This is a genomic window from Rothia sp. 32237D007AR, assembly GCF_053544675.1.
Genome location: NZ_JBPPUO010000004.1, coordinates 131,449 through 152,682, shown reverse-complemented (window position 1 = coordinate 152,682; position 21,234 = coordinate 131,449). Strand labels below are relative to the sequence as shown.

Below are 21,234 nucleotides of genomic sequence, written 5' to 3'. Positions count from 1 at the left end.
CCAGTGGAGCGTCCGTCAGTGGAGCGTCCGCCTGCCCCTGTGAAAGGCCGGGTGCTTGAGCACGCCGCTGTAGCCCTGAACGTGAACGCCAGCCGGTTTGCCTTCTTCTTTGCCTCCCTGCCTCTTGCCCTACGGGTGGCCCTCATCTACGCTGCCAGTAGAATCTGGGGCTGGTTTATCTTTTCGACGGTGGGCTTGCACCAGACCTATAGCCCCTGGAAGAACACCTCCATGGGCTACCTGGAGTTCGTCACTATTTGGGATGCGGACTGGTACGCCAAGATAGCTGACCACGGTTACCCCAGTGTGCTCCCGGTGGGGGCTAGCGGCCAGGTGGCTCAAAACGAGTGGGCCTTCTACCCCCTCTACCCTTTTATCAGCGGCACTATCAGCAGGCTAACCGGCCTGGACTACCAGGTTCTTGCCCCTACCATCTCGCTTCTTTTCGGGTTCGGGGCAGCCTGGATGATCTACCGGCTTTTTGAGGCCAGCCTGCGCACTCGAAGACTGGCACTCACCCTTGATACCAACCAGTGCCGGGGCGGGCAGGCCGTGACGGGCCAGCGCGCCGGTAGGCATACAGGCGGGGCACACACAGGCGGGGCACACACAATCGAGGCGCACACAGACAGGGCACCCACAAGCGAAGTGGAAACAACAGCCCTCTGGGCAACTGCCGCCGTCAGCTTCTGCGCCATCGCCCCCATCTTACAAACAGGGTACGCCGAGGCCACCGGCCTTTTCTTCCTGGCCTGGGCCCTCTTTTGGCTGGTGCAGCAACGCTACCTCCTGCTGCTGATTCCGGCTCTAGGTGCTGCCCTCTCTCGCCCCGTGGGGGTGCCCCTGGGCGCCGCTGTGGGCCTCTGGTGGCTCATCTGCTGGGGTGCTCAAGCAAGGGAGCAAGGTTTTCTGCGGGCTCTGCGCTCAACCGGTCTGCAGCTAGCCTCTGCCCTGGCTGTCTGCGCTTTTGCCTTCATTCACCCGGCTCTTGCCTGGGCCGCTACCGGGCGTATGGACGCCTACACCGCCACCGAAGCAGCCTGGCGGGCAGGCGGCGAAAACGTACTACCCTTTGTGCCCTGGCTTACCCAAAGCCAACTGTATTTGGGGCAGGTGCTGGGGCCACTCGTCCTGCTCTTACTGCTCTTACTCTACCTGCTGTGCTTATCAGCCCCTGTGACCAGGCGGGTGCTCCACCCAGCTCTCATTACCTGGTGTGCAGCCTACGCACTCTACATGCTGGCCTTCTTCAACCCCCAGTCATCCACCTTCCGCCTGCTCTTACCTCTCTTCCCCCTCCTCTTGCCCCTGGTGGCTCTCTCAGCTTCGCGGGCCTACCGTTGGCTGCTGATTATCAGTGGGGCAACCCTACAATTTGGCTGGGTTGGCTGGCTCTGGCACTGGAAGCAACTACCCGGTGGTGGGGACTACCCGCCCTAAACCTGCAAGTTTTCACGAAAAACTTAGAAGTAAGCCAACTAAGCACTATGATGATAAGAAGGTAGAACTGGCAGCAGATGCCGGGCCACCGCAGACCAACCTCATTGAAGGAGAACCAAGATGGCAGCTCAGAAACCTCGCACCGGCGACGGCCCCCTCGAAATCGTGCGCGAAGGGCGCAGCATCGTCATGCGCATTCCCGTTGAAGGTGGCGGCCGACTGGTTCTTGACATCACCGAAGAAGAAGTTGAAGCCATCCGCGCCTGCGTCGAAAACGTCTAAACCTTAACACTCTTAGACCTTAGCCCTCCTAGGCCCTGCGCCCTAGGCCTCAGCCCCTGCCTATAACCCCTACCGGGTGACGGCGGGGGCTTTTAGCGTTTATAGACCAGGTAAAGGCCCTCACCTGCATGGATTAGAGACACAAAAACATCAGCGGTGCAGGCTGCTACCTCCTGCAAGACGGTGCGTACCGAAACAGTGATAGCGTCACGGGCAGTAGGGTTAGCCACAGCCCCACCCACCAGCGGGTCATGCAAAATCAGTAGCCCACCGGGCTCTAAGAGGGCTAGCGTGTCATAAACTAGCTGTTCAGCTAGCTGGCTACCTGCATCAATAAAAGCTAAATCATACGAGGCCGCCGACAGGCGGGGCAGTACCGCCGCAGCGTCCCCGGTAATGACGCGCACCCGGTGGCTAGCATCAAGGCCACTCGCTGCCAGCAAAGACCGGGTAGCCTGGCAGCGGGTTGAATCAATATCAATAGCTGTGAGCGCAGCGCCGGGGGCTAAACCCATCACCAGGGCTGCGGTGGCGACACCGGCCCCGCACCCAATCTCTACCGCATGCTGGGCCTTGGTCGCAGCAGCTAGCACTGTGAGCAGTGAAGCTACCGACGGGGCCACAGGGGTAGCATCCAGTCGTTCGGCTTGAGCCCGGGCAGAAGCCACAGCTTCAGCCTCCAGGGGGAACTCTTCAGCATAAACCCAGCTTCGAGTTTGTTCCTGAGTATTCACCTAATACTTCACCTTCACATGAGCGCGCGCGGTAATGATTCTGGAAACATCTTAATCAACCCCACCCGTTTTATGGGCGAACACCCGGGCTGAACTGGTAATCTCTTTGTGTGTTTGGAATTAGCGGCCTCGAATTTATTGTTCTAGCGATCCTGGTGTTTGTCGTCATCGGGCCAGAACGTATGCCCGAGTATGCCCAGCAACTCAAAGAATTTATCAAATGGGCGCGTCGCATGGCTTTTGACGCCAAAGATGACCTGAAAGAAACCCTGGGCCCAGATTTGGGCGACATCAACTGGCGCCAGTACGACCCCCGCCAGTACGACCCCCGCGTCATTGTGCGCGAGGCCTTCGCTGAAGACGAAGAAGAACGCCGTAAGGAACTTGAAGCTAAAGCCGCTGCTACACCGGCCGCATCGGTCAGCTCCCGCCTACCCCAGGGCGCCTGGGCCCCCTTCGATACCGAAGCCACCTAAACACTTACCCAGCCCTAGAAGCTAAAGGGGGGGGGCTTATTACAAAAGGACCGCATCCATGATGCGGTCCTTTTGAGATTTTTGCACTCCCTATGAGCTGGGCTAGACAGTAAAAGGCAAAGAAGCACCGGCAAGCCCGCGCGGGCGGTGAGTCAAAGCCCGGGCGATTTTTACCAGCTCCTGGGCCGCCGCTGTCTCAGGGGCACCCCAGACAACCGGGGTGCCAGCGTCCCCACCCTCACGCAAGGCAACCTCTAAAGGCACAGACCCCAACAAGGGCACCTCATAGCCCAGGGCCTTACCCAAAGACTCCGTCAGCAGAGCCCCACCACCTTCACCAAAAAGCGGCAGACTGCTACCATCAGGCAACTGCAAAGCCGCCATATTCTCTAGCACCCCAATCACCTTCTGCCCGGTCTGCACACTCAAGGTACCAGCCCGCTGCGCCACATCCACAGCCGCCAACTGGGGGGTAGAAACCAGAAGAATCTCAGCATGAGGCAAAAGCTGGGCCATGGAAATAGCAATATCACCGGTGCCCGGGGGCAAATCAAGGAAAAGCACATCAAGATGCCCAAAATGCACATCAGTCAAGAACTGCTCTAAAGCCCGGTGCAACATAGGCCCACGCCAGGCAACAGGCTGATCAGGCTTCACAAACATGCCAATAGAAATCACCTTAATCACCCCGCCACCTGTAGGAGCTTCCAGCACCGGAGGAATGATCATATCGTCCATGCGGGTCGGGCCAGCGGTGATGCCCAGCAGCCCCGGAATTGAAAAACCGTGCACATCGGCATCAACAATCCCCACACTCAAGCCCATAGAGGCACAGGCCGCAGCCAGGTTAGCAGTGGCAGAAGACTTACCCACCCCGCCCTTACCAGAAGCCACCGCAAAAACACGGGTAAGCGAACCAGGGGTCGTAAAAGGGTTCTGCTTGGTGTGGCCCAGGCGCTGACGCAAAGCAGCCCGCTGACCAGGGCTCATAAACCCCATCTCAAGCTCAACCTCGCTCACCTGCCCCAGGGCAGAAACAGCAGCGCGGACGTCCGCCTCAATGGTCGAACGCAAAGGGCAACCCTCAACCGTCAGGAGCACCCTGATATGAGCCACAGAGCCAGCCAGCTCAGCCCGATCAACCATACCCAGCTCAGTGATAGGCTGGCGCAGCTCAGGGTCAATAACAGTTGCAAGGGCCGCTAGGAGCTCCTCATTCACATGTGATGTCTGCATAGGGTAAACCGCCTACTCGAAGGAGCGGTCGATGTCCTTAACCTTCTTCTTCTTACGCATCTTCGGGTGCTCATCACTGAGCACATCAAAAGCACTGGTAACCGGCTGAGCCGCATGAGGGTCAAAGGCCGCGGCATTCTCAGAAACCTCAAGCTCATTGGCCTTAGCCGCCAAAGACTCAGCCCGAGTAAAAAGCTCCTCCTGGCGGCGCTGCACCTCAGCTAGCTCCTCCATAATGTCGCGCATCTCCCCGCGCACAAAGTCACGGGTAGCAACCTCACGCAAAGTAATACGCAAAGAGGCGATCTCACGGGTCAGATACTCTGTCTCCTCCAGATTCCGCTGATCGCGCTGCCTGTCCTGGCGGGCAACCACACGGTCACGGTCATCCTGCCGGTTCTGCGCCAACAGCAAAAGAGGAGCAGCATAAGAGGCCTGCAAAGACAGCATCAAGGTCAGCAGGGTAAAGTTCAGCGACCGCGGATCAAACTGCATACCCTCCGGGGCCAGAGTATTCCACCCCAACCAGAGGGCACAAAAAACGGTCATCCACAGCAAAAACTGCGGGGTACCCATAAAACGCGCAATCTTCTCGGTCATCTGACCGAAAGCATCAGGGTTAGGGCTGAGCTGAAAAAGCGGCCGACGCTTCTTCTGCTGGGGGGTCCCTAGAGTCTGCGCTGATTCATCGCGCTCGCGTGCCTCACTCAAAGCGGCGGCCTACCTTTCGAATCGGGGTTCCATCGTCATAGGTGCGCCAGTCATCAGGCAACATCTCATCGAGCACGTCATCCACAGTGACCGCACCAACCAGACGGTCAAAATCGTTGACCACCGGGATAATAGTGAGGTCGTAGGTCGCCAACACTCGGGCGACTTCTTCAATGCTGGCAGCATCAGTTACCGGCTCAATGGACGTATCAATAATATTGCCCACCTGCTCGCTGGGGGAGTGGCGCAGCAAACGCTGCATGTGCACAATGCCCAGGTACTTACCGGTAGGGGTTTCAAGCGGCGGACGCGTGACCACCACCGCCGCTGCCATGGCAGGGGAAATTTCTTCCTGACGGATATGAGCCAGGGCCTCAGCCACGGTCGCTTCGGGAGAAAGAATAATAGGGACCGGGTTCATGAGCGAACCGGCTGTGCCTTCCTCATACTCCAGAAGACGGCGCACATCGTCCGAATCTTCCGGGTCCATGAGGGTCAGCAGCTCTTCACGCTGAGTATCTGTTAGCTCACCGAGCAGATCGGCTGCGTCATCGGGTTCCATCTCTTCAAGGACGTTGACGGCGCGCTCCACCTCAAGGTGGGAGAGGATCTGCACCTGGTCGTCCTCAGGTAGCTCCTGTAGCACATCTGCCAGACGCTCATCTTGAAGCTCCTGGGCCACCTCAACCATGCGCTTATCTGGCATCTCGTGAATAGCATCTGCCAGGTCAGCGGGGTTAGAGTCCTCATGGCTTGCTACGAAGGCGGTAGCAGCCTGGGGTTCAAAGTCGGTGGAGAGAATGACCTCATCCCAGTCCACAATCAGGGTTTCCTTGCGGCGGCGCATCAAACTGGCGTGGCCGCGGGAGATGAAGAGCTCTGAGATGAACCAGTCGCCGTTGCGGCGCTGTTCCATGGCAACGTCCTCAATTTGGGCTAGGCCTGACCCATCACGCAACTGCACCTTACGGTCAAAGAGCTCACCGACCACCAGCGCCTCAGAGCCGCGCTGCTCAAAGCGGCGCAGATTGACCAGGCCGGTCAAAATAATCTGGGTAGAATCGATGCTGGTCACCCGCGTCATGGGAACAAAAATACGTTTCTTGCCCAAAATTTCAATGACGATGCCCACCACGACTGGCTCTTTGAGCTTAGCTAAAGGGCCCACCGCACTGAACTGGGTAAACCCGCTTTTAAGCACCACAACATCGCGCAGACGGCCCAGGCGGTCACCGTGGGGGTCAAAAACGTCTAGGCCCAAAAGGCGGGCAATAAAAATCTTGTTCGGTACGCTACTCACAGTTATCAAGGGTACCTGCCTCAGCCCGCATCTGCCACTGAAAAAATCAAACCTTGATTGAAATGTCTATAGAATTTCGTCTATAGCATGCTACATATTGGCACAGTAGCGAGGGGTATTCAAAAGTCCTCCCAGCCGCATACAACACCACCCCACACACCAGAAGAAAACACCCGCCCATAAGAACCCAATAGACACCGGAAACCCGTATGAAAAATACGCCAGGTCTTATCCTGCGCGATGACACGTTCCACCACAGCTCGCACCCTGTTCATCACACGATGCTTGTCCTTGACAGACTTCAATCTCTTCGACAGAGTCCGATGTCTTCACCGCCGGGTTTGTCCCTTGGTTGGTGTCAGTAGCCCCAAACCTACTTAGCCTTTATCGGCTAGGGGTATCTCATCCACGTCCCTATCTACACCATGCTTTTTGAGGGCATAAGCATCGTGCCGAGTACCAGGTAGCCGGTCTGTAATAACAAAAGGAGCCTGCCATCAATGGTGCAGAGGACTTGGTGATTGCACCTGGCCTGCTTGTGCTGACCAGAGTAGTTGGTTTTACCTGGTGAGCGCTAGTTTCAGGCCGGTATTAGTGTGCTGTTGGTGAGCAGTGATCTTGGTGTTGTGAGTGCCTGGGATAGGGTGAGGGGTTGGTGGTCTGCTTCCTGGTTTTCCTCAGGTGAGGTGGTTGTTTAGGGTTTGTTGTAGCGTGGGCGTTTTGTGTAGTTGTTAGCCTGGTTGTACGTTGGTGGGTGTGGGGTGTGCTTCTACTTTTGAATAAGCCTCCAAGGCGCTAGGTGTTTTCTAGCTATAGATAACATGCAACCGCCCTGAGAGTTCACCTGTGGCGATACACCGGCGCGCTCCTAGCAAACTCCCTGCCCAATAAGAAAAAATAGGGGCATGAATCAACTCAAAGCACCTCCTGCCCTGGCCATGGCCGACGGCGCCCACCTGCCCCCTGGTGAACTCGTTGCAACCTTCACCGACCGTAAAGAGGTGACTAAGGCCATCGAATTCCTTGCTAGCCAGAAATTCCCGGTGCATTCCCTCTTCATCGTGGGCCACGATGTGCAGCAGATTGATTACGTCACCGGCCAAGCCACCTACCCCAGGGCAGCCCTGGGCGGGGTTATTCAGGGTCTTGGTCTTGGTGCCCTCGTTGCTCTCTTCAACGCGGTGATTACCCAGACCTCCATCCTGGCTAATCTTCTAAGTATCGTGCCCCTGGCTATTGCCTTCTGCATCATCTACTCCATTTTCGTAGCCTCCCGCAGCAAGGGCCGGGGCATCCGCACCCGCAGCCAGATGCTCCCCCAGCGTTTTGACCTCATGGCTATTCCTGCCACCGCTCAAGCTGCCCGCCACCTACTGCGCGTCACGGTGCAGCCCACTGACACCCACAGCGGGGTGCGCGGGCCAGCAGCTCATCCCTTCGCCCAGCAGGGGCCCCAGAAGGGGCAGACCTCAAGCCCCTACATCCACCCCGGTATGAGCCAGGCTAACCCCCAGGGCTACGCGGCCCAGCAGCCCCAGGCGCCCCGGCCGTCTCAGGCACCCCAGCAATCTCAGTCGTCTCAGAATTCTCAGGGTCCTGCCGCCTCAGAAAGCACCTCCGCCCCCGCCTTTGTGCCCCCAGCCGAAACCAACCGCGACGGTTCAAAGGCTGCTGGTAAATACGGTCTACGCGTGGAAACCCCCGAAGAATTCGAAGCAACTATCCGCAAGGCACCCCACAGAGCAGAGAACGAAAAAACCCAGTAGCAGGGTGCCCCTCAGGCCTAACTGTCCTCGCGGTTATCTGGTTAACTGTGGTCAGTGCGGTGAGCGCTCTCAGGGCGGGAGTTCTCAGCCATCCAGGCCTCGATACCCTCAACGGTGCGAGGCAGGGCAGCTGAGAGGTTCTCGTTACCGTCCTCGGTAATGAGCACATCGTCCTCAATGCGGATGCCCATACCGCGCAACTCCTCAGGAATCGCCAAATCCTCTTCCTTGAAATAAAGGCCCGGCTCAATAGTGAATACCATACCCGGCTCAATGGTGCCCTCCATGTAGAGCTCCTTCTTAGCCTGGGCGCAGTCATGCACATCAAGACCCAAATGGTGGCTGGTGCCGTGGGGCATCCAACGGCGGTGCTGGCCACCCTCAGCTGAAAGGGAAACCTCAGCAGAGACAGGCAACAGACCCCACTCATGCAAACGGGCCGCCAGAACCTGCATAGCAGCCTCATGAACCTCACGGAATTTCTTACCCGGCACCGCAGCCTTAAACGCTGCATCAGCTGCCTCAAGCACAATATTGTAGGCCTTAGCCTGAACCGGGGAGAACTTACCACTCACCGGCAGAGTGCGGGTAATATCGGCCGTGTAGAGGGTGTCATCTTCAACACCGGCATCCAGTAGCAGCAACTTACCCTCATCAACAGTGCCGTTATTACGAATCCAATGCAAAATAGTGGCGTTGTTACCGCAAGCGGCAATAGTGTCATAGCCCAGGTCATTGCCTTCAACACGGGCCTTAGCGAAAAAAGCGGCCTCAACAACACGCTCACCGCGACGGTGAGCACGAGCCGCAGGTAGAGCTTTGACAACCTCAGCAAAACCCTCAATGGTAAAACCTACCGAGCGGCGAAGATTCTCCACCTCAATCTCGTCCTTCACCAGGCGCGCCTCAGAAAGAGCCTCAGTTAGGGCAGCATCGAGCTTATCTGACTCCTCTAAATCAACAGCGGTATTGTAACGAGAGGTATCAACCAGGGCATCAACATTCACATCCACATCACGAACCAGACGGATGCGAACCCCACCCAGGGCCTGATGCCCGGCATTCTTAGTAATTGCTACCTCCAGTTCAGAAAGATCCCTGGTGCGTAGCCCATACTCAGCACCCAGCGACTCGAGGGTAGGGCGGGGGCCAACCCAGAACTCACCATAGCGGGGGTCGCGGTAGAACATCTCAGTATCACGGCCCGCCAAGGGGCGGAAATAGAGGGTAACCTCATGGTTAGAACCCTGATCCCCCTGACCCTCTTCAACCGGCTCAAAAACCAGTACCGCATCGGGCTCATGATCTAGCCCCAGGCCAGTCTGATGAGCAAAGGCTGAGTGCGGGCGGAAACGGTAGTCAGTATCGTTCGAACGCACCTTCAAAGGGCCAGCAGGTAGCACCAGGCGCTCGCCGGGGAAGGCCGCAGAGATTTTGGCGCGGCGCTGGGCTGCGAAGTCAGCTATGCGGGCCCGGGCAGGGAGCTGGTCGGACGCCGGCGCCCAGTTAGCTGCCATAAATTCAGTAAAAGCGCTGGAAGTAGGAGCAGCAGAGCGGTTGGTGACGCGCTCTTCAATAGGCTGGTCATCTCCTGGGGTGGGGGTCTTATCGCTAGTAGTCATGCCTACCAGTCTAGTGAGCCGGTTAACGGTGCGTCTAGCGCAAGGCGGGGCGGCGGTGCTAGCTAGTGCCTGTTATTGGGGGCCTGGCGAAGGTAACCTGGTGGTATGTACGACCTGCACACCCACTCCCGTATTTCTGATGGAACCCAGCCGGTAGCTGAACTGGTAGCTGATGTTGCTGCCGCAGGGCTGACCGGTTTTGCCCTCACCGACCATGACACCACCGCAGGCTGGGCTGAGGCCGCAGAAACAGCCGGTGGCCTGGGGCTAGATTTTCTGCCTGGCATGGAAATCTCCTGTTCGGCTCAGGGGGTGAGTATTCATCTTCTTTCTTACCTTCATGACCCGACCGATGAAGCTCTTTTAGCTGAGATTGGTCGTGCCCGTGACTCCCGGTTGGGCCGGGCCCAGCGCATGGTTGAGAGGCTGGCTGAGGACTACCCGGTGACCTGGGAGATAGTGCAGGAGCAGGTGCATGAGGGTGCTACCGTGGGGCGTCCGCACATTGCCGATGCCCTGGTGGTGTTGGGGGTTGTGAGTAACCGCTCTGAGGCTTTCGAGACTATTTTGACGACCCGCTCCAAGTATTATGTATCCCATTACGCTCTTGACCCGGTGCGAGCCGTGGAGCTGGTGCGGGCGGCAGGGGGCGTGCCGGTTATGGCCCACCCCAAGGCGTCCTCCCGCGGAAAAATAGCGAGCGACCAGACCATCTATGCCATGATTGATGCCGGCCTGGCAGGTTTTGAGGTCTACCACCGGGATAACCCCCCTGAAGGGCGCGCCTGGCTTTTGAAGACCGCGGCCGAACACCAGCTGCTGGTTACTGGCTCCTCTGACTATCACGGGGCAGGTAAGCCTAATCGTCTGGGTGAAAACACCACCCCCCAAGAGACGGTGGACCGTATCAGAGAACTCTCCCAGCAGCTGCGGCAGAAATCGGCCCAGTAACATGCTCAAAGCAAACAAACAGCTTGTGGGGGAGTGCACCACCTAGACTTGAGGGTATGAAGTTTCTCAACGGTATGACTCCGGCCACCGATCTGACCTACAACGACGTGTTTATGGTTCCCTCACGATCTGCGGTAGGTTCCCGCATGAGCGTAGACCTCTCCACCGCAGACGGAACCGGCACCACCATCCCCCTGGTCATTGCCAATATGACCGCCGTATCTGGCCGTCGCATGGCTGAAACCGTTGCCCGGCGCGGTGGCATCGCAATCATCCCCCAGGACGTCCCTGCTGAGATCGTCGCCCACACCATACAGGAGGTGAAGAACTCCCACCTGGTCTTTGACACCCCTATTACCGTCAAGCCCCACCACACCGCAGGCTATGTGCGCCACCTGCTACCTAAACGCGCCCACGGGGCCGCTATCGTCGTTGATGGCCAGAGCCCTATTGGCGTGATTACCCCCAAGGATCTGCGCGGGGCAGATAATTTTGACCAGGTTGAAGATTTGATGAGCACCGAGCTGCTCACCCTGCCTGATACAGTCACCCCGCGCCAAGCCTTCGATATTCTGCACGAAAAATCTCGCAAGGTCGCCCCCGTTGTAGATGCCGAGGGCAAGCTGGTGGGTGTGCTCACCCGAGCAGCTGCCCTGCGCGCCAGCCTCTACACACCGGCCACAGACGCCCAGGGCAGGCTCCGCATTGGTGTGGCTATCGGCATTAACGGTGATGTTGCTGGCCGCGCTGCTGCCCTGATAGAGGCCGGTGCCGATGTGCTGGTAGTTGATACCGCCCACGGCCACCAAGAAACCATGATTGAGGCCCTGAAAAAGGTCAAGGCCCTTAACCCGGCGGTCCCGGTTGCTGCCGGTAACGTGGTGACCGCAGCGGGCGTGCGCGATTTGGCAGAAGCTGGGGCAGATATCATCAAGGTTGGTGTGGGCCCCGGTGCCATGTGCACCACCCGCATGCAGACCGGTGTGGGGCGCCCCCAGTTCTCTGCCGTCCTAGAATGCGCTCTTGAAGCGAAGAAACTGGGCGTGCACGTGTGGGCGGACGGCGGCATCAAGGACCCCCGCGATGTTGCCCTAGCCCTGGCCGCAGGTGCCTCTAACGTCATGGTGGGCTCCTGGTTCGCTGGCACCTACGAATCACCTGGCGATGTCATACAGGACGTCGACGGTCGCCTTTATAAGGAGTCCTTCGGCATGGCCTCCCGCCGTGCCGTGATTAACCGCAACTCTAAGACCGAGGCCTTTGAGAAGGCCCGCCGGGAAATGTTTGAAGAGGGCATCTCTTCAGCCCGCATCTACCTGCCTGAGGGGCGCGGGGGCGTGGAAGATCAGATTGACTCGATGATCTCTGGTGTGCGCTCATCCTTCACCTATGCTGGTGCCGCTACTCTTGAAGAGTTTGCCCAGCGGGCCGTGGTGGGTATCCAGTCAGGTGCAGGTTACGCTGAGGGCCAGGCCCGCGCCACCCGCTAAGGGGAAGAAGAAGCCTGGGCCACCTGTTACGGTGGCCCAGGCCTGTGCCCCTTACTAGGGGGGAGGGAAAGAGTCTAGCTCTCGCCGCCTTCTACCCGGCGGGTACGGCGGCGGCGCGGCTGAGCCCCGCCCTCACCGGCTTCACCCTTATGGGCAGCAGGCTTCTCCTTACGGGCCTCGCCGCCTGAACGGGCACCATCACGGCGCGAAGAACGTGAGCCAGAACGTCCGCGGCGCTCATCGCGTTCGCCTCGCTCACCGCGCCCGCCACGGTCCTGCCGCTTCTGACGCGAAGGAGCACCACCAAAATCCTCAGTCTCTTCAGCCTGCAAACCGGCTGCGGTGCGCTCTTCCTTAGGCAGACGCCCCTTAGTTCCCTTAGCAATCCCCAAATCAGAATAGAGGTGGGGGGACGAAGAATAGGTCTCAACAGGCTCATCAACACCCAGCTCCAGGGCCTTGTTAATGAGCTTCCAGCGGGGGACGTCCTCCCAATCCACCAAGGTCACAGCGGTACCTTCTTTTTCGGCGCGGCCGGTGCGGCCCACACGGTGCAAGTAGGTCTTCTCATCCTCAGGGCACTGGTAGTTAATGACGTGGGTGACATCCTCAACGTCAATACCACGGGCAGCCACATCGGTCGCCACCAAAATATCGACCTTGCCGTTGCGGAAAGCCCGCAGAGCCTGCTCACGGGCACCCTGGTTCAAATCACCGTGGATAGCGCCAGCGGCAAAACCGCGAGCCATCAGCTCATCAGAAAGCTTAGCGGCTGAGCGCTTAGTCTTTGTGAAAATGACGGTGCGGCCCCGGCCCTCAGCACGCAGGATACGGCCAACGAGTTCGTCCTTATCCAGGGGGTGGGCCCGGTAAATAACCTGGCGAATCGAGGCCTTAGTCATGGTCTCTTCTTCACCAGATTCGGCGCGAATATGCATGGGGCGGCTCATATAACGGCGGGCCATGGTGAGCACCGGCCCGGGCATGGTTGCTGAGAAGAGCATGGTCTGGCGGACCTCAGGCACAGCAGAAAGAAGACGCTCCACATCGGGTAAGAAGCCTAAATCAAGCATCTCATCGGCCTCATCAAGAACCACAATCTTAATCTGGGCGAGGTTGAGGTACTTCTGACGGTGCAGGTCAATGAGTCGGCCCGGGGTGCCCACAATCAGCTCAACACCCTTTTCTAGTTCCTTAACCTGGCTGTCGTAGGGTCGGCCACCGTAGAGGGTGCTCACACGCACACCAGATTTTGAGGCGGCAACCGACAAATCATCGCCCACCTGGATCGCCAGTTCGCGGGTAGGAACAATAATCAGAGCCTGGGGCGCACCGGGGGTAGGGAGCTGCTCAAAAGCCTGCGTACCCGGGACCGCTACGCTCTGTAGGGCAGGTAGACCAAAGCCCAGGGTCTTACCGGTACCGGTCTTAGCCTGGCCGATAATGTCCTGGCCAGAAAGAGCCACCGGCAGGGTTAGCGCCTGGATGGGGAAGGGGGAGGTAATGCCCTTTTCTGCTAGGGCATCGGCAATGTCTTGGCGTACACCGTAGTCGGCGAAAGTTTTACTGGTAGTAGAGTCTGTCACGAAACATGTTCCTTCAAGTGAGGCCCCACCGCGGGGCAAAGGAGGAAGCCGATCGTGGGTTTTCATGCAACAAAGAAGCTCTATCAACCACCATCAGGACGCATACAGGGCGTTGGGCAGGAGAGCTAAAGGCAGGTGAGTCTATACGGATGGTACGACCGGGCAACCAAATAACTCCTCTATTCTACCGGCAAGAGCCGTAAAAGTAAGGCGGCCCTGGGAGTTTTGTGTCAAACTCCCAGGGCCTACCCTCTACATCAAACCTACATCTACTGGCCGATACCAAAGCCAATGCGGTGCTTGGTTTCAGCACCCAGCTCTACATAACCAATATTGGCTGCCGGCACGAGAGTAGTGGAACCCTTCGCATCGGTCAGTTCCAAGATGCCGCCCTGCTCAAGAGCTGCGGCAACCTTAGCGCGTACCTCTGAGGCGGTTTCATCGGTGTCGATGACGACCTGGCTGGGTACATTGAGCACGCCAATCTTAATTTCCATGAGGATTCCTTCCTATCAGTCCCTTACCCGGCGGCAGGGGGTCTCTGCCCACCAGTCTACGTGAGCGAGACCAGAAAGGGGGCAGGGTTTCGGTCTGAGCTGACAGAGACAGAAGGCTAAAGCCCAACCAGCAGCAGGGCCCCTAGCGCCAGTCTTGGTCAATCACTGATATACCGCCCCACGCTAGACGGAAGACCGAACGCTCAGCTGTTTTGAGCTGCTGAGCTGAGGCTCCGGTGCCAATGACCATACGGGCGGCAGACTGCGTCATTCCTGTGAGCATGCGGGCCGTCATTAGAGCCTCTTCTGTGGGCATACCCGCCTCAGGTGCCAGCACCTCAGCAATGCGCTGGGCCAGGGTATTGAGCATCTCATCAGTGCGTTCTTGTACCGCATAATCGTTACGAATATCGGATTCAAAGATGAGCCGGTAGCCAGCCACATTCTTGCGGGCAAAACTGAAGAAAGCACCGATGACCCCCTGCACCCGTTCACGGTTAACCTCAGTGGCATAGAGAGGGTGCAACAACTGGTTCATGAGGGTCTTGATTTGTTCATCAAGCACAGCCAGGTAGAGGTCGCGTTTGCCGGTGAAGTGCTGGTAGAGCACCGGTTTAGTCACCTGCGAGGCTGCGGCAATATGGTCCATGGTGGTGGCGTGATAGCCCTGGGCTGCGAAAACACGCACGGCGTTTCCGATGAGTTGTTGGCGGCGTAGCTCTTTGGGTAGACGGCTAGCACCTGAGGGGTCGATGGAGTCATCATTACTGGCGGGGTGGGGTGCACCTAGCGTAGTAGTCATTTACGGCCGGACCTTTGGGACGGTGAGCGGACGGGGGCACGGCAGTTTGGGTGCCGCTTACCTAGGAGGCGTCAGTTTGGGGTTCAGCCTCTTCGGAGGTCTCTTGCACCTCGATACCATAGAGGGCCTTGAGGGCCGCTACATAATCATCCACCCGCCCTTGACGCGCCATATCACGGGCGCGGACGGTCGGGGTGTGCAAGAGGGACTTGACCATGCGGCGCATTGCCAGTTCAAGCTGTTCAGTTGCTGCGGTGCACCCGTACTGGTTATGCACCTTAGCTAGCTCGGCATCGAGCACGCTCATGGTGTGTTGTCTCAGAGCAACAATAGCAGCGTCCACGCTCCGAGCTTTCTCCTTGATGGAGAACTCTGCGGCGGCCTCGTCCACAATTGTGCGGGCAGTGTGGACAGATTCCACAGTCTCTTGAGGGGCCGCAAGACGCACCGATTCGAGGGTGATCAGTTCTACCTCTGGTAAGTCTGCTACCTCAGGAGCGAAGTCACGGGAGAGTGCCAAATCAAGAATGACGCGCTTCCCCTCAGGGATTTCGATAGGCAACATGGGAGAGGCCCCGCCAGAACAGCCGATAATAATGTCCGCGGAGGCCATGTACTTATGAAGGTCCCCATGGGGGACGGCCTGCACCCCGCGTTTGTCGGCAAAAAAGGCTGCACGATTTGAACGAGAATAAATCCAAATATCGGTCGTACCGCGCCCATGCAAGGCAGCTACAGCCGCACCAGCATAGGCCCCAGTACCAAAGACAAGAACCCGGCGCTCCTCCCAGCTCTTCTCTGCAATATCATCAGCCATATCAAGGGCCACAGACACAATAGAACGACCCCGCGAACCAAGCATGGTCCGCTGACCAACTCTGCGAGCCGTTTGCGCCCCATACTCAAAAAGGCGCACCAGATTGCCAGTAGCCCGCCCCCGCTGCTGGGAGAGAGCTAGAGCCCGGCGCACCTGGCCGGTAATTTCGCGCTCGCCCACAACGGCTGACTCCAGGCCTGAAGCTACGGTAAAAAGATGGTGGGCGGCGTCGGTATTAACAAGCACATCGAAGCTGTTTTCTACCAGGTCGTAGGAGAGCCCGGAGCCAAGAGAAATAGAGTCAAAAATGTGTTCTGCGGCGGTGGCAACATCGTTGGCGATATTCTGGTCGGTAGCTCCGGGTCTGCTGGGAATTTCTGCGTAAAGTTCTAGCCGGTTGCAGGTAGACAAAATCACCTCACCACGGATACCGGTGCGCTCAAGGTCCCGGTGAATCTTCTCAACGCCTTCGCTGAGATGGGCCACAGTGGTGAGGTCGACAGAGCGATGCGATGCAACAAGGCTAAAAATAGTCACGACGACACTATTATAGACAGCTCCCTCACCGCAGCTAGTGACAAGGTGTCTCCAAAGTTGTGCCTTAAACTTGGCAGAATGGTGTATATGAGTCAGACCGTGCCATCAGCGCTACGTCAGCGCCCCTTGCTCACCGACGAGCAACTTGCCCATCTGCCCGCATCCCACCCCCTCAAAACAGCCGGAACCGGTGAATCAGCCATGATCCGCACCCTCACCGGGCGCCAGGCCGAGCACGCCCCGGTCTGGTTCATGCGTCAGGCAGGGCGCTCCCTGCCCGAATACCGCCAGGTGCGTGAAGGTATCCCCATGCTGGACTCCTGCCTGAACCCCCAACTGGCCGCAGAAATCACCCTCCAACCGGTACGCCGCCACAAGGTAGATGCCGCTATCTTCTTCTCAGACATCGTCATCCCCATGAAGCTAGCAGGGGTAGGGGTAGATATTGTGCCCGGTCGCGGCCCCGTGCTGGAGGCTCCAGTCCGCACCCTAGAAGACATCAAGAACCTGCCCGAACTTGAAGACTGCGCCCTTGACCCGATCCGAGAAGCCGTAGCTTTGACCGTCGAAAAGCTGGGCTCCACCCCGCTAATTGGTTTTGCCGGTGCCCCCTTCACCGTAGCGGCCTACATGGTAGAAGGCGGCCCCTCACGCGACCACCTGCGTCCGCGCACCATGATGCACGCAGACCCCCACGCCTGGGAAGCCCTAGGTGCCTGGGCAGCAAGAACCTCAGCCCAATTCCTTGCCGCCCAAATCGAGGCAGGGGCATCAGCCGTGCAACTTTTTGACTCCTGGGCCGGCTCCCTAGGGGAGGCCGACTACCGCCGCTTTGTCATGCCCCACTCGGCAGCCACCCTGGCAGCCGTTGAACACTACGGTGTGCCCCGCATCCACTTTGGTACCGGCACCGCCGAACTACTGCCTGCCATGCTAGAAGCCGGGGCCGACGTCATCGGTGTCGACTACCGCCTGCCTCTCTCCCAAGCCCAAGAACGCCTAGGCGGCGGCATCGTGCTCCAAGGCAATATCGACCCGGCCCTCCTGGCCTCTGGCTGGGAAGCCCTCACCGCCCACACCGACGCCGTCATCGACGAAGGACGCAGCGCCCCAGCTCACGTGGTAAACCTAGGGCACGGGGTGCCCCCCACCACCGACCCCACCGTCCTGACCCGCCTGGTCGACTACATCCACTCATCAACCCGCAAAGGCTAGGTAGAAAGAAGCCCATGGCACCAAACCAGCACCTACGAAACACCGCCCTGGTCATTGGCGGCGGTATCTCAGGCCTACTCGCAGCCCGCGAACTGGCCCGCGCCGGGAAAAAAGTTACCCTAGTTGAGCGAGAAGACCACCTAGGAGGTGCCGTAGGCGCCCACCAGCTAGCTGGGCTAGTTCTGGACTCCGGCGCTGAATCCTTCGCCACCCGCACCGATGCGGTGCGCAACCTCCTGACCGACCTAGGACTAGCAGAACGCATCGTCACCCCCCAACCGCTAGGCTCCTGGCTCTACCTACCCACCGGCCCCTTCCCCTCACCCTCCACCGGTGTGATGGGCATTCCCGGTAATCTTGAAGACCCAACCCTCAAACAAATCCTCGGCCGGGCAGGCTACCACCGGGCCAAGCTTGACGCCATGCTACCCCGCTCAGTAGGGGCCAACGCCACCACCCTCGGCGAACTGGTGCGGGTCCGACTAGGGCAGCAGGTCCTAGACCAGCTCGTTGCTCCCGTGGTCTCCGGGGTGCACTCTGTTCACCCCGACCAGCTAGAAGTAGCTACCATCGCCCCCGGCCTGCTCACCGGCCTACAAGAACTCGGCTCCCTCACCGCAGCGAGCGCCCGCATGCGGGCAGCCTCACCGGCCGGTTCCCAGGTCGCCGGAATCGAAGGCGGCATGAACCAGCTCTCCAAGGCCCTGGTCGATGACCTACTGCGCCAGCGGGTGCGCATCGTCAGCGGATTCGACACCATCGCCGTTGACCGGGACCCCGTCTCAGGCGGCTGGACCGCCATCCAACGCCAGCCCGAATACGGCGAAAAATCAGCCATTATCCGCGGCGAACTGCTGGTCATTGCCACCGACGCCCAGACCTCCATCCGCCTGCTAGGCCCCCACTTACCGGCCTCCGCCCTGCCCGCTGTCGCCCCCGGCCCCGAAGTTGCCCTCGTATCCCTGGTGCTTGACCAGCCGGCACTCGATGCCGCCCCGCGCGGCACCGGCCTGCTTGTGAGTGAAGCTGCCACCGGCGTCCGCGCCAAGGCCCTGACCCACGCCACCGCCAAATGGGCCTGGGTCGCCGACGAAGCAGGAGAAGGACGCCACGTGGTGCGCCTCTCCTACGGGCGCGGCAAGGAACACGACACCTCACCCCTGTCAGAGCTGGCCCTGCACGATGATCAACTAGTCACCCTGGCCCTGCATGATGCAGCCCACCTGCTGGGTGTACCCATTAGCGAAGAGCACCTGGTGGCAGCGGATGTAGTGCGCTGGCAAAGCGCCATGCCCTCCACCACCCCAGGGCACAAGAGCCGCGTCACCGCCTTCCGGGCAGCTCTTACCCAACTGCCTGCAGCCACTGCGGTTGGCGCCTGGATCGCCGGGACCGGCCTAGCCGCTGTCACCGTAGATACCCAGAAGCACATCGGCGACTTCCTGCAGAAAAACAGTGAGGCACAGGAAAACAGTGAGGCACAGGAAAACAGCGGGGAGCCCAGCTCCTCTCCAGCTCACTAAGCAGGCACACTCAGCAGATTCACTACCCGCCCCCACCCTCCACGAAAGGTATCCCCCATGTCACACCACGGTAACCCCGAAGAACAGGCCCACAACCTCAACACCCACGGCAGCGCAGGCCACGGCGCAGCTGACCACGCAGCGCCTGCCCCCGGCGCCTACCCCCACGGTGCAGCTAGCCACAGTGCACATGGTCATGGTGGCCGCCCCTCCATGCCCACTGCCAAAGATGCCACCGGCCGTATCCAAGGCCAGCGCCCCGGCGAAGTAGCCGAAGGCGACAGCCAGTTCCACTACGCCCTCTACACCGTCTTCGCCCGCCAAGGGGCAGCCGACCCCGCAGCCACCAGCGCCGAAGCCACCGCAGAACTTGAAACCCTGGTTGCTGACCTCAAGGCTAAGGGCGTCACCACCCGCGGCTTCTACGACGTCTCAGCCATGCGCAACGACGCAGACGTGATGGTCTGGGTCCACGGTGCCGTCCCCGAAGACCTCCAGTCCGCTATCCGCAGCTTCCGCCGCACCACAGCCCTCTCCGGCACCAAGATTGTCTGGTCTACCATGGGCGTACACCGCGACGCCGAATTCTCCGCCGGTCACACCCCCAGCTTCGCCAAGGGCATCGACCCTGAACAATGGGTCTGCGTCTACCCCTTCGTGCGCTCCTACGACTGGTACACCATCAACCCCGAAAAGCGCCGCGAAATCATGAAGAACCACGGCATCAAGGGCATTGACTTCCCCCAGGTGCTACCCAACACCATTGCCGCCTTCGGTCTCAACGACTATGAGTGGCTCATTGCCCTCGAAGCCCCCGAACTGGTGCTGATAGTAGATATCATGCGCTCCTTCCGCAACACCGAAGCCCGCCACTTCGTGCGCGAAGAAATTCCCTTCTACACCGGCCGCCGCATCCCCGCAGAACAGGTCGCCCAGGTGATTGCCTAATGCCAGAACCCCTGCCCCGGAACATCATCCCCAACCAAACCGACCCGGCCAACACCGCCACCAACGGCCCGGCCACCCTCGATGAGACCACCATCGGCACCTACACCAGCGAGCGCACCCTCACCCGCCCCCGGGCCTCCGCCCCGCAGGACTACGACCTGGTGATTCTCTCCTCCTTTGGTGGGCCCGAAGGGCAGGAGGACGTTATCCCCTTCTTACGCAACGTCACTGCCGGGCGCGGCATACCCGATGAGCGCCTGGAAGAAGTTGCCACCCACTACCGGGCCAATGGTGGTGTTTCACCCATCAACGCCCAAAACCGTGCCCTGCTTACTGCCTTGCGCCAGGCTATGGCCGAGAAAGGCCCGGCAGTTGATATAACCTGGGCTAATCGCAACTGGGCGCCCTACGTTAATGATGTAGTCAAGCAGGCCTACGATGAGGGCAAGCGGAAGATTCTGGTGCTGGCTACTAGCGCCTACCCCGGCTATTCGTCCTGCCGCCAGTACCGTGAAGATTATGGTCTGGCCCTGGCCGAGCTGGGGTTAGAGGGCAAACTGCAGATTGATAAGATCCGCCCCTACTGGGATACTCCTGGCTTTATCACTCCCTTTGTTGAGGGCCTGGTGCAGGGCCTGGCGGAGGTGCGCGCCCAGCTTGCCGCCTCTCAGCAGCAGGCTGCGGGGGAGGGAAAAATTCGCATCATGTTCTGCACCCACTCGATACCTACCAGTGCCGCCAATGAGGCAGGGCCCGGCGGTGTTGACTATGAGGGGGGCTCTGCCTATGTGGAAAAGCACCTGGAGGCAGCCCGTGCCGTCCTGGCCGGGGTAGAGGCTATAGACCCTACCGTGCTGGATGGGGTCGATTGGGAGCTGGTCTACCAGTCCCGCTCTGGCCCGCCGAGTATGCCCTGGCTGGAACCAGATGTTAACGATGCCCTGGAAGCACTTCAAGGCGCTGTTGATGGTGTGGTGCTTGTGCCCCTGGGTTTTGTCTCAGACCACATGGAAGTTGTGTGGGATTTAGATACCGAAGCCCTAAATACCTGCAAGCGCCTGGGCTTAGCCGCACGACGCACTCCCACCCCTGGTACGCACCCTGCCTATGTTGAGGGCTTGCGCCAGCTCATTGCTGAACGTGTGGTCTCCACTGCTCCTGCCCAGGATCTTGAGGGCGTGCAAGCAGCCCGCCAGTCTCTCTGCGGTGGGCCGGGGTGGTTCGATGCCTGCGACCCTGACTGTTGTAAGCCCCGCCGCCCTGGCACTGATAAGCCAGTGATTGCCGAATTCTAGGAAAGG

At 59.3% G+C, this 21,234-nt stretch carries 19 protein-coding genes; 10 read left to right on the top strand and 9 right to left on the bottom strand.

Annotated elements, in window-relative coordinates; genetic code table 11:
- Positions 1-3: 3 nt before the first annotated feature.
- Positions 4-1,440, top strand: a complete 1,437-nt coding sequence (locus tag ACED87_RS04420) for a hypothetical protein (RefSeq protein WP_449083743.1) — start codon at positions 4-6, stop codon at positions 1,438-1,440.
- A gap of 120 nt (positions 1,441-1,560) precedes the next feature.
- Positions 1,561-1,722, top strand: a complete 162-nt coding sequence (locus ACED87_RS04415; protein ID WP_449083741.1) for a DUF3117 domain-containing protein — start codon at positions 1,561-1,563, stop codon at positions 1,720-1,722.
- 92 nt (positions 1,723-1,814) lie between these two features.
- Here the strand turns inward: ACED87_RS04415 and ACED87_RS04410 are convergent, their stop codons facing one another.
- Positions 1,815-2,456, bottom strand: coding sequence for an O-methyltransferase (locus tag ACED87_RS04410; protein WP_449083739.1), 642 nt, complete (start codon positions 2,454-2,456; stop codon positions 1,815-1,817).
- Between the two features lie 110 nt (positions 2,457-2,566).
- On the opposite strand from ACED87_RS04410, the gene ACED87_RS04405 reads away from it, so the two are divergent.
- The gene (locus tag ACED87_RS04405; protein ID WP_449083737.1) at positions 2,567-2,932 is read left to right on the top strand and encodes a Sec-independent protein translocase TatB; all 366 of its coding nucleotides are present in this window, start codon (positions 2,567-2,569) and stop codon (positions 2,930-2,932) included.
- Positions 2,933-3,034: 102 nt separating this feature from the next.
- On the opposite strand, the gene ACED87_RS04400 is transcribed toward ACED87_RS04405, so the two are convergent.
- Genes ACED87_RS04400 through ACED87_RS04390 form a run of 3 tightly spaced genes read right to left on the bottom strand, consistent with a single transcriptional unit; the run spans position 3,035 to position 6,179 of the window.
- Positions 3,035-4,168 carry a P-loop NTPase gene (locus ACED87_RS04400; RefSeq protein ID WP_449089641.1) on the bottom strand — a complete coding sequence of 378 codons (1,134 nt, stop codon included), beginning with the start codon at positions 4,166-4,168 and terminating at the stop codon, positions 3,035-3,037.
- Positions 4,169-4,180: 12 nt separating this feature from the next.
- Complete coding sequence (locus tag ACED87_RS04395; RefSeq protein WP_449083734.1) at positions 4,181-4,879, bottom strand: DUF1003 domain-containing protein; 699 nt, start codon at positions 4,877-4,879, stop codon at positions 4,181-4,183.
- On the bottom strand, positions 4,872-6,179 hold the full coding sequence (locus tag ACED87_RS04390; RefSeq protein WP_449083732.1) for a magnesium transporter MgtE N-terminal domain-containing protein: 1,308 nt from the start codon (positions 6,177-6,179) through the stop codon (positions 4,872-4,874). Before ACED87_RS04390 ends, ACED87_RS04395 begins: the two co-directional genes overlap by 8 nt.
- Before the next feature lie 905 nt (positions 6,180-7,084).
- Between ACED87_RS04390 and ACED87_RS04385 the strand changes: the two genes are divergently transcribed.
- Entirely contained in the window at positions 7,085-7,945 is an 861-nt protein-coding gene (locus ACED87_RS04385; protein ID WP_449089640.1) for a general stress protein, read from the top strand.
- Positions 7,946-7,986: 41 nt separating this feature from the next.
- Here the strand turns inward: ACED87_RS04385 and ACED87_RS04380 are convergent, their stop codons facing one another.
- Positions 7,987-9,567, bottom strand: coding sequence for an aminopeptidase P family protein (locus ACED87_RS04380; protein ID WP_449089639.1), 1,581 nt, complete (start codon positions 9,565-9,567; stop codon positions 7,987-7,989).
- Between the two features lie 105 nt (positions 9,568-9,672).
- Between ACED87_RS04380 and ACED87_RS04375 the strand changes: the two genes are divergently transcribed.
- Positions 9,673-10,518, top strand: a complete 846-nt coding sequence (locus ACED87_RS04375) for a PHP domain-containing protein (RefSeq protein ID WP_449083728.1) — start codon at positions 9,673-9,675, stop codon at positions 10,516-10,518.
- 56 nt (positions 10,519-10,574) lie between these two features.
- Positions 10,575-12,008, top strand: coding sequence for a GuaB1 family IMP dehydrogenase-related protein (locus ACED87_RS04370; RefSeq protein WP_449089637.1), 1,434 nt, complete (start codon positions 10,575-10,577; stop codon positions 12,006-12,008).
- A gap of 74 nt (positions 12,009-12,082) precedes the next feature.
- Here ACED87_RS04370 and ACED87_RS04365 read toward each other — a convergent pair whose 3' ends face one another.
- The 4 genes from ACED87_RS04365 to ACED87_RS04350 all read right to left on the bottom strand — a co-directional run bounded on the left by ACED87_RS04365 (position 12,083) and on the right by ACED87_RS04350 (position 16,247).
- Positions 12,083-13,660: a DEAD/DEAH box helicase gene (locus ACED87_RS04365; protein ID WP_449089636.1), complete on the bottom strand. Its 1,578-nt coding sequence runs from the start codon at positions 13,658-13,660 to the stop codon at positions 12,083-12,085.
- 203 nt (positions 13,661-13,863) lie between these two features.
- Positions 13,864-14,091 (bottom strand): DUF3107 domain-containing protein, encoded by a 228-nt coding sequence (locus ACED87_RS04360; protein ID WP_449083722.1) that lies wholly within the window; start codon positions 14,089-14,091, stop codon positions 13,864-13,866.
- Between the two features lie 142 nt (positions 14,092-14,233).
- Complete coding sequence (locus ACED87_RS04355) at positions 14,234-14,893, bottom strand: TetR/AcrR family transcriptional regulator (protein WP_449083721.1); 660 nt, start codon at positions 14,891-14,893, stop codon at positions 14,234-14,236.
- Between the two features lie 61 nt (positions 14,894-14,954).
- A complete protein-coding gene (locus ACED87_RS04350) occupies positions 14,955-16,247 on the bottom strand; it encodes a glutamyl-tRNA reductase (RefSeq protein ID WP_449083719.1) in 1,293 nt (430 codons plus the stop codon).
- 87 nt (positions 16,248-16,334) lie between these two features.
- Here ACED87_RS04350 and hemE point away from each other — a divergent pair, with 87 nt between their 5' ends.
- The 4 genes from hemE to ACED87_RS04330 all read left to right on the top strand — a co-directional run bounded on the left by hemE (position 16,335) and on the right by ACED87_RS04330 (position 21,228).
- A complete protein-coding gene (hemE, locus tag ACED87_RS04345) occupies positions 16,335-17,462 on the top strand; it encodes a uroporphyrinogen decarboxylase (protein WP_449083717.1) in 1,128 nt (375 codons plus the stop codon).
- Between the two features lie 14 nt (positions 17,463-17,476).
- Positions 17,477-18,985, top strand: coding sequence for a protoporphyrinogen oxidase (gene hemG / locus ACED87_RS04340; RefSeq protein ID WP_449083715.1), 1,509 nt, complete (start codon positions 17,477-17,479; stop codon positions 18,983-18,985).
- A 213-nt stretch (positions 18,986-19,198) separates the two neighbouring features.
- Positions 19,199-19,933: a hydrogen peroxide-dependent heme synthase gene (hemQ, locus tag ACED87_RS04335; RefSeq protein ID WP_449083772.1), complete on the top strand. Its 735-nt coding sequence runs from the start codon at positions 19,199-19,201 to the stop codon at positions 19,931-19,933.
- Complete coding sequence (locus tag ACED87_RS04330; protein WP_449083713.1) at positions 19,933-21,228, top strand: ferrochelatase; 1,296 nt, start codon at positions 19,933-19,935, stop codon at positions 21,226-21,228. The genes hemQ and ACED87_RS04330 overlap by 1 nt, the downstream gene beginning before the upstream one ends.
- Positions 21,229-21,234: the final 6 nt, after the last annotated feature.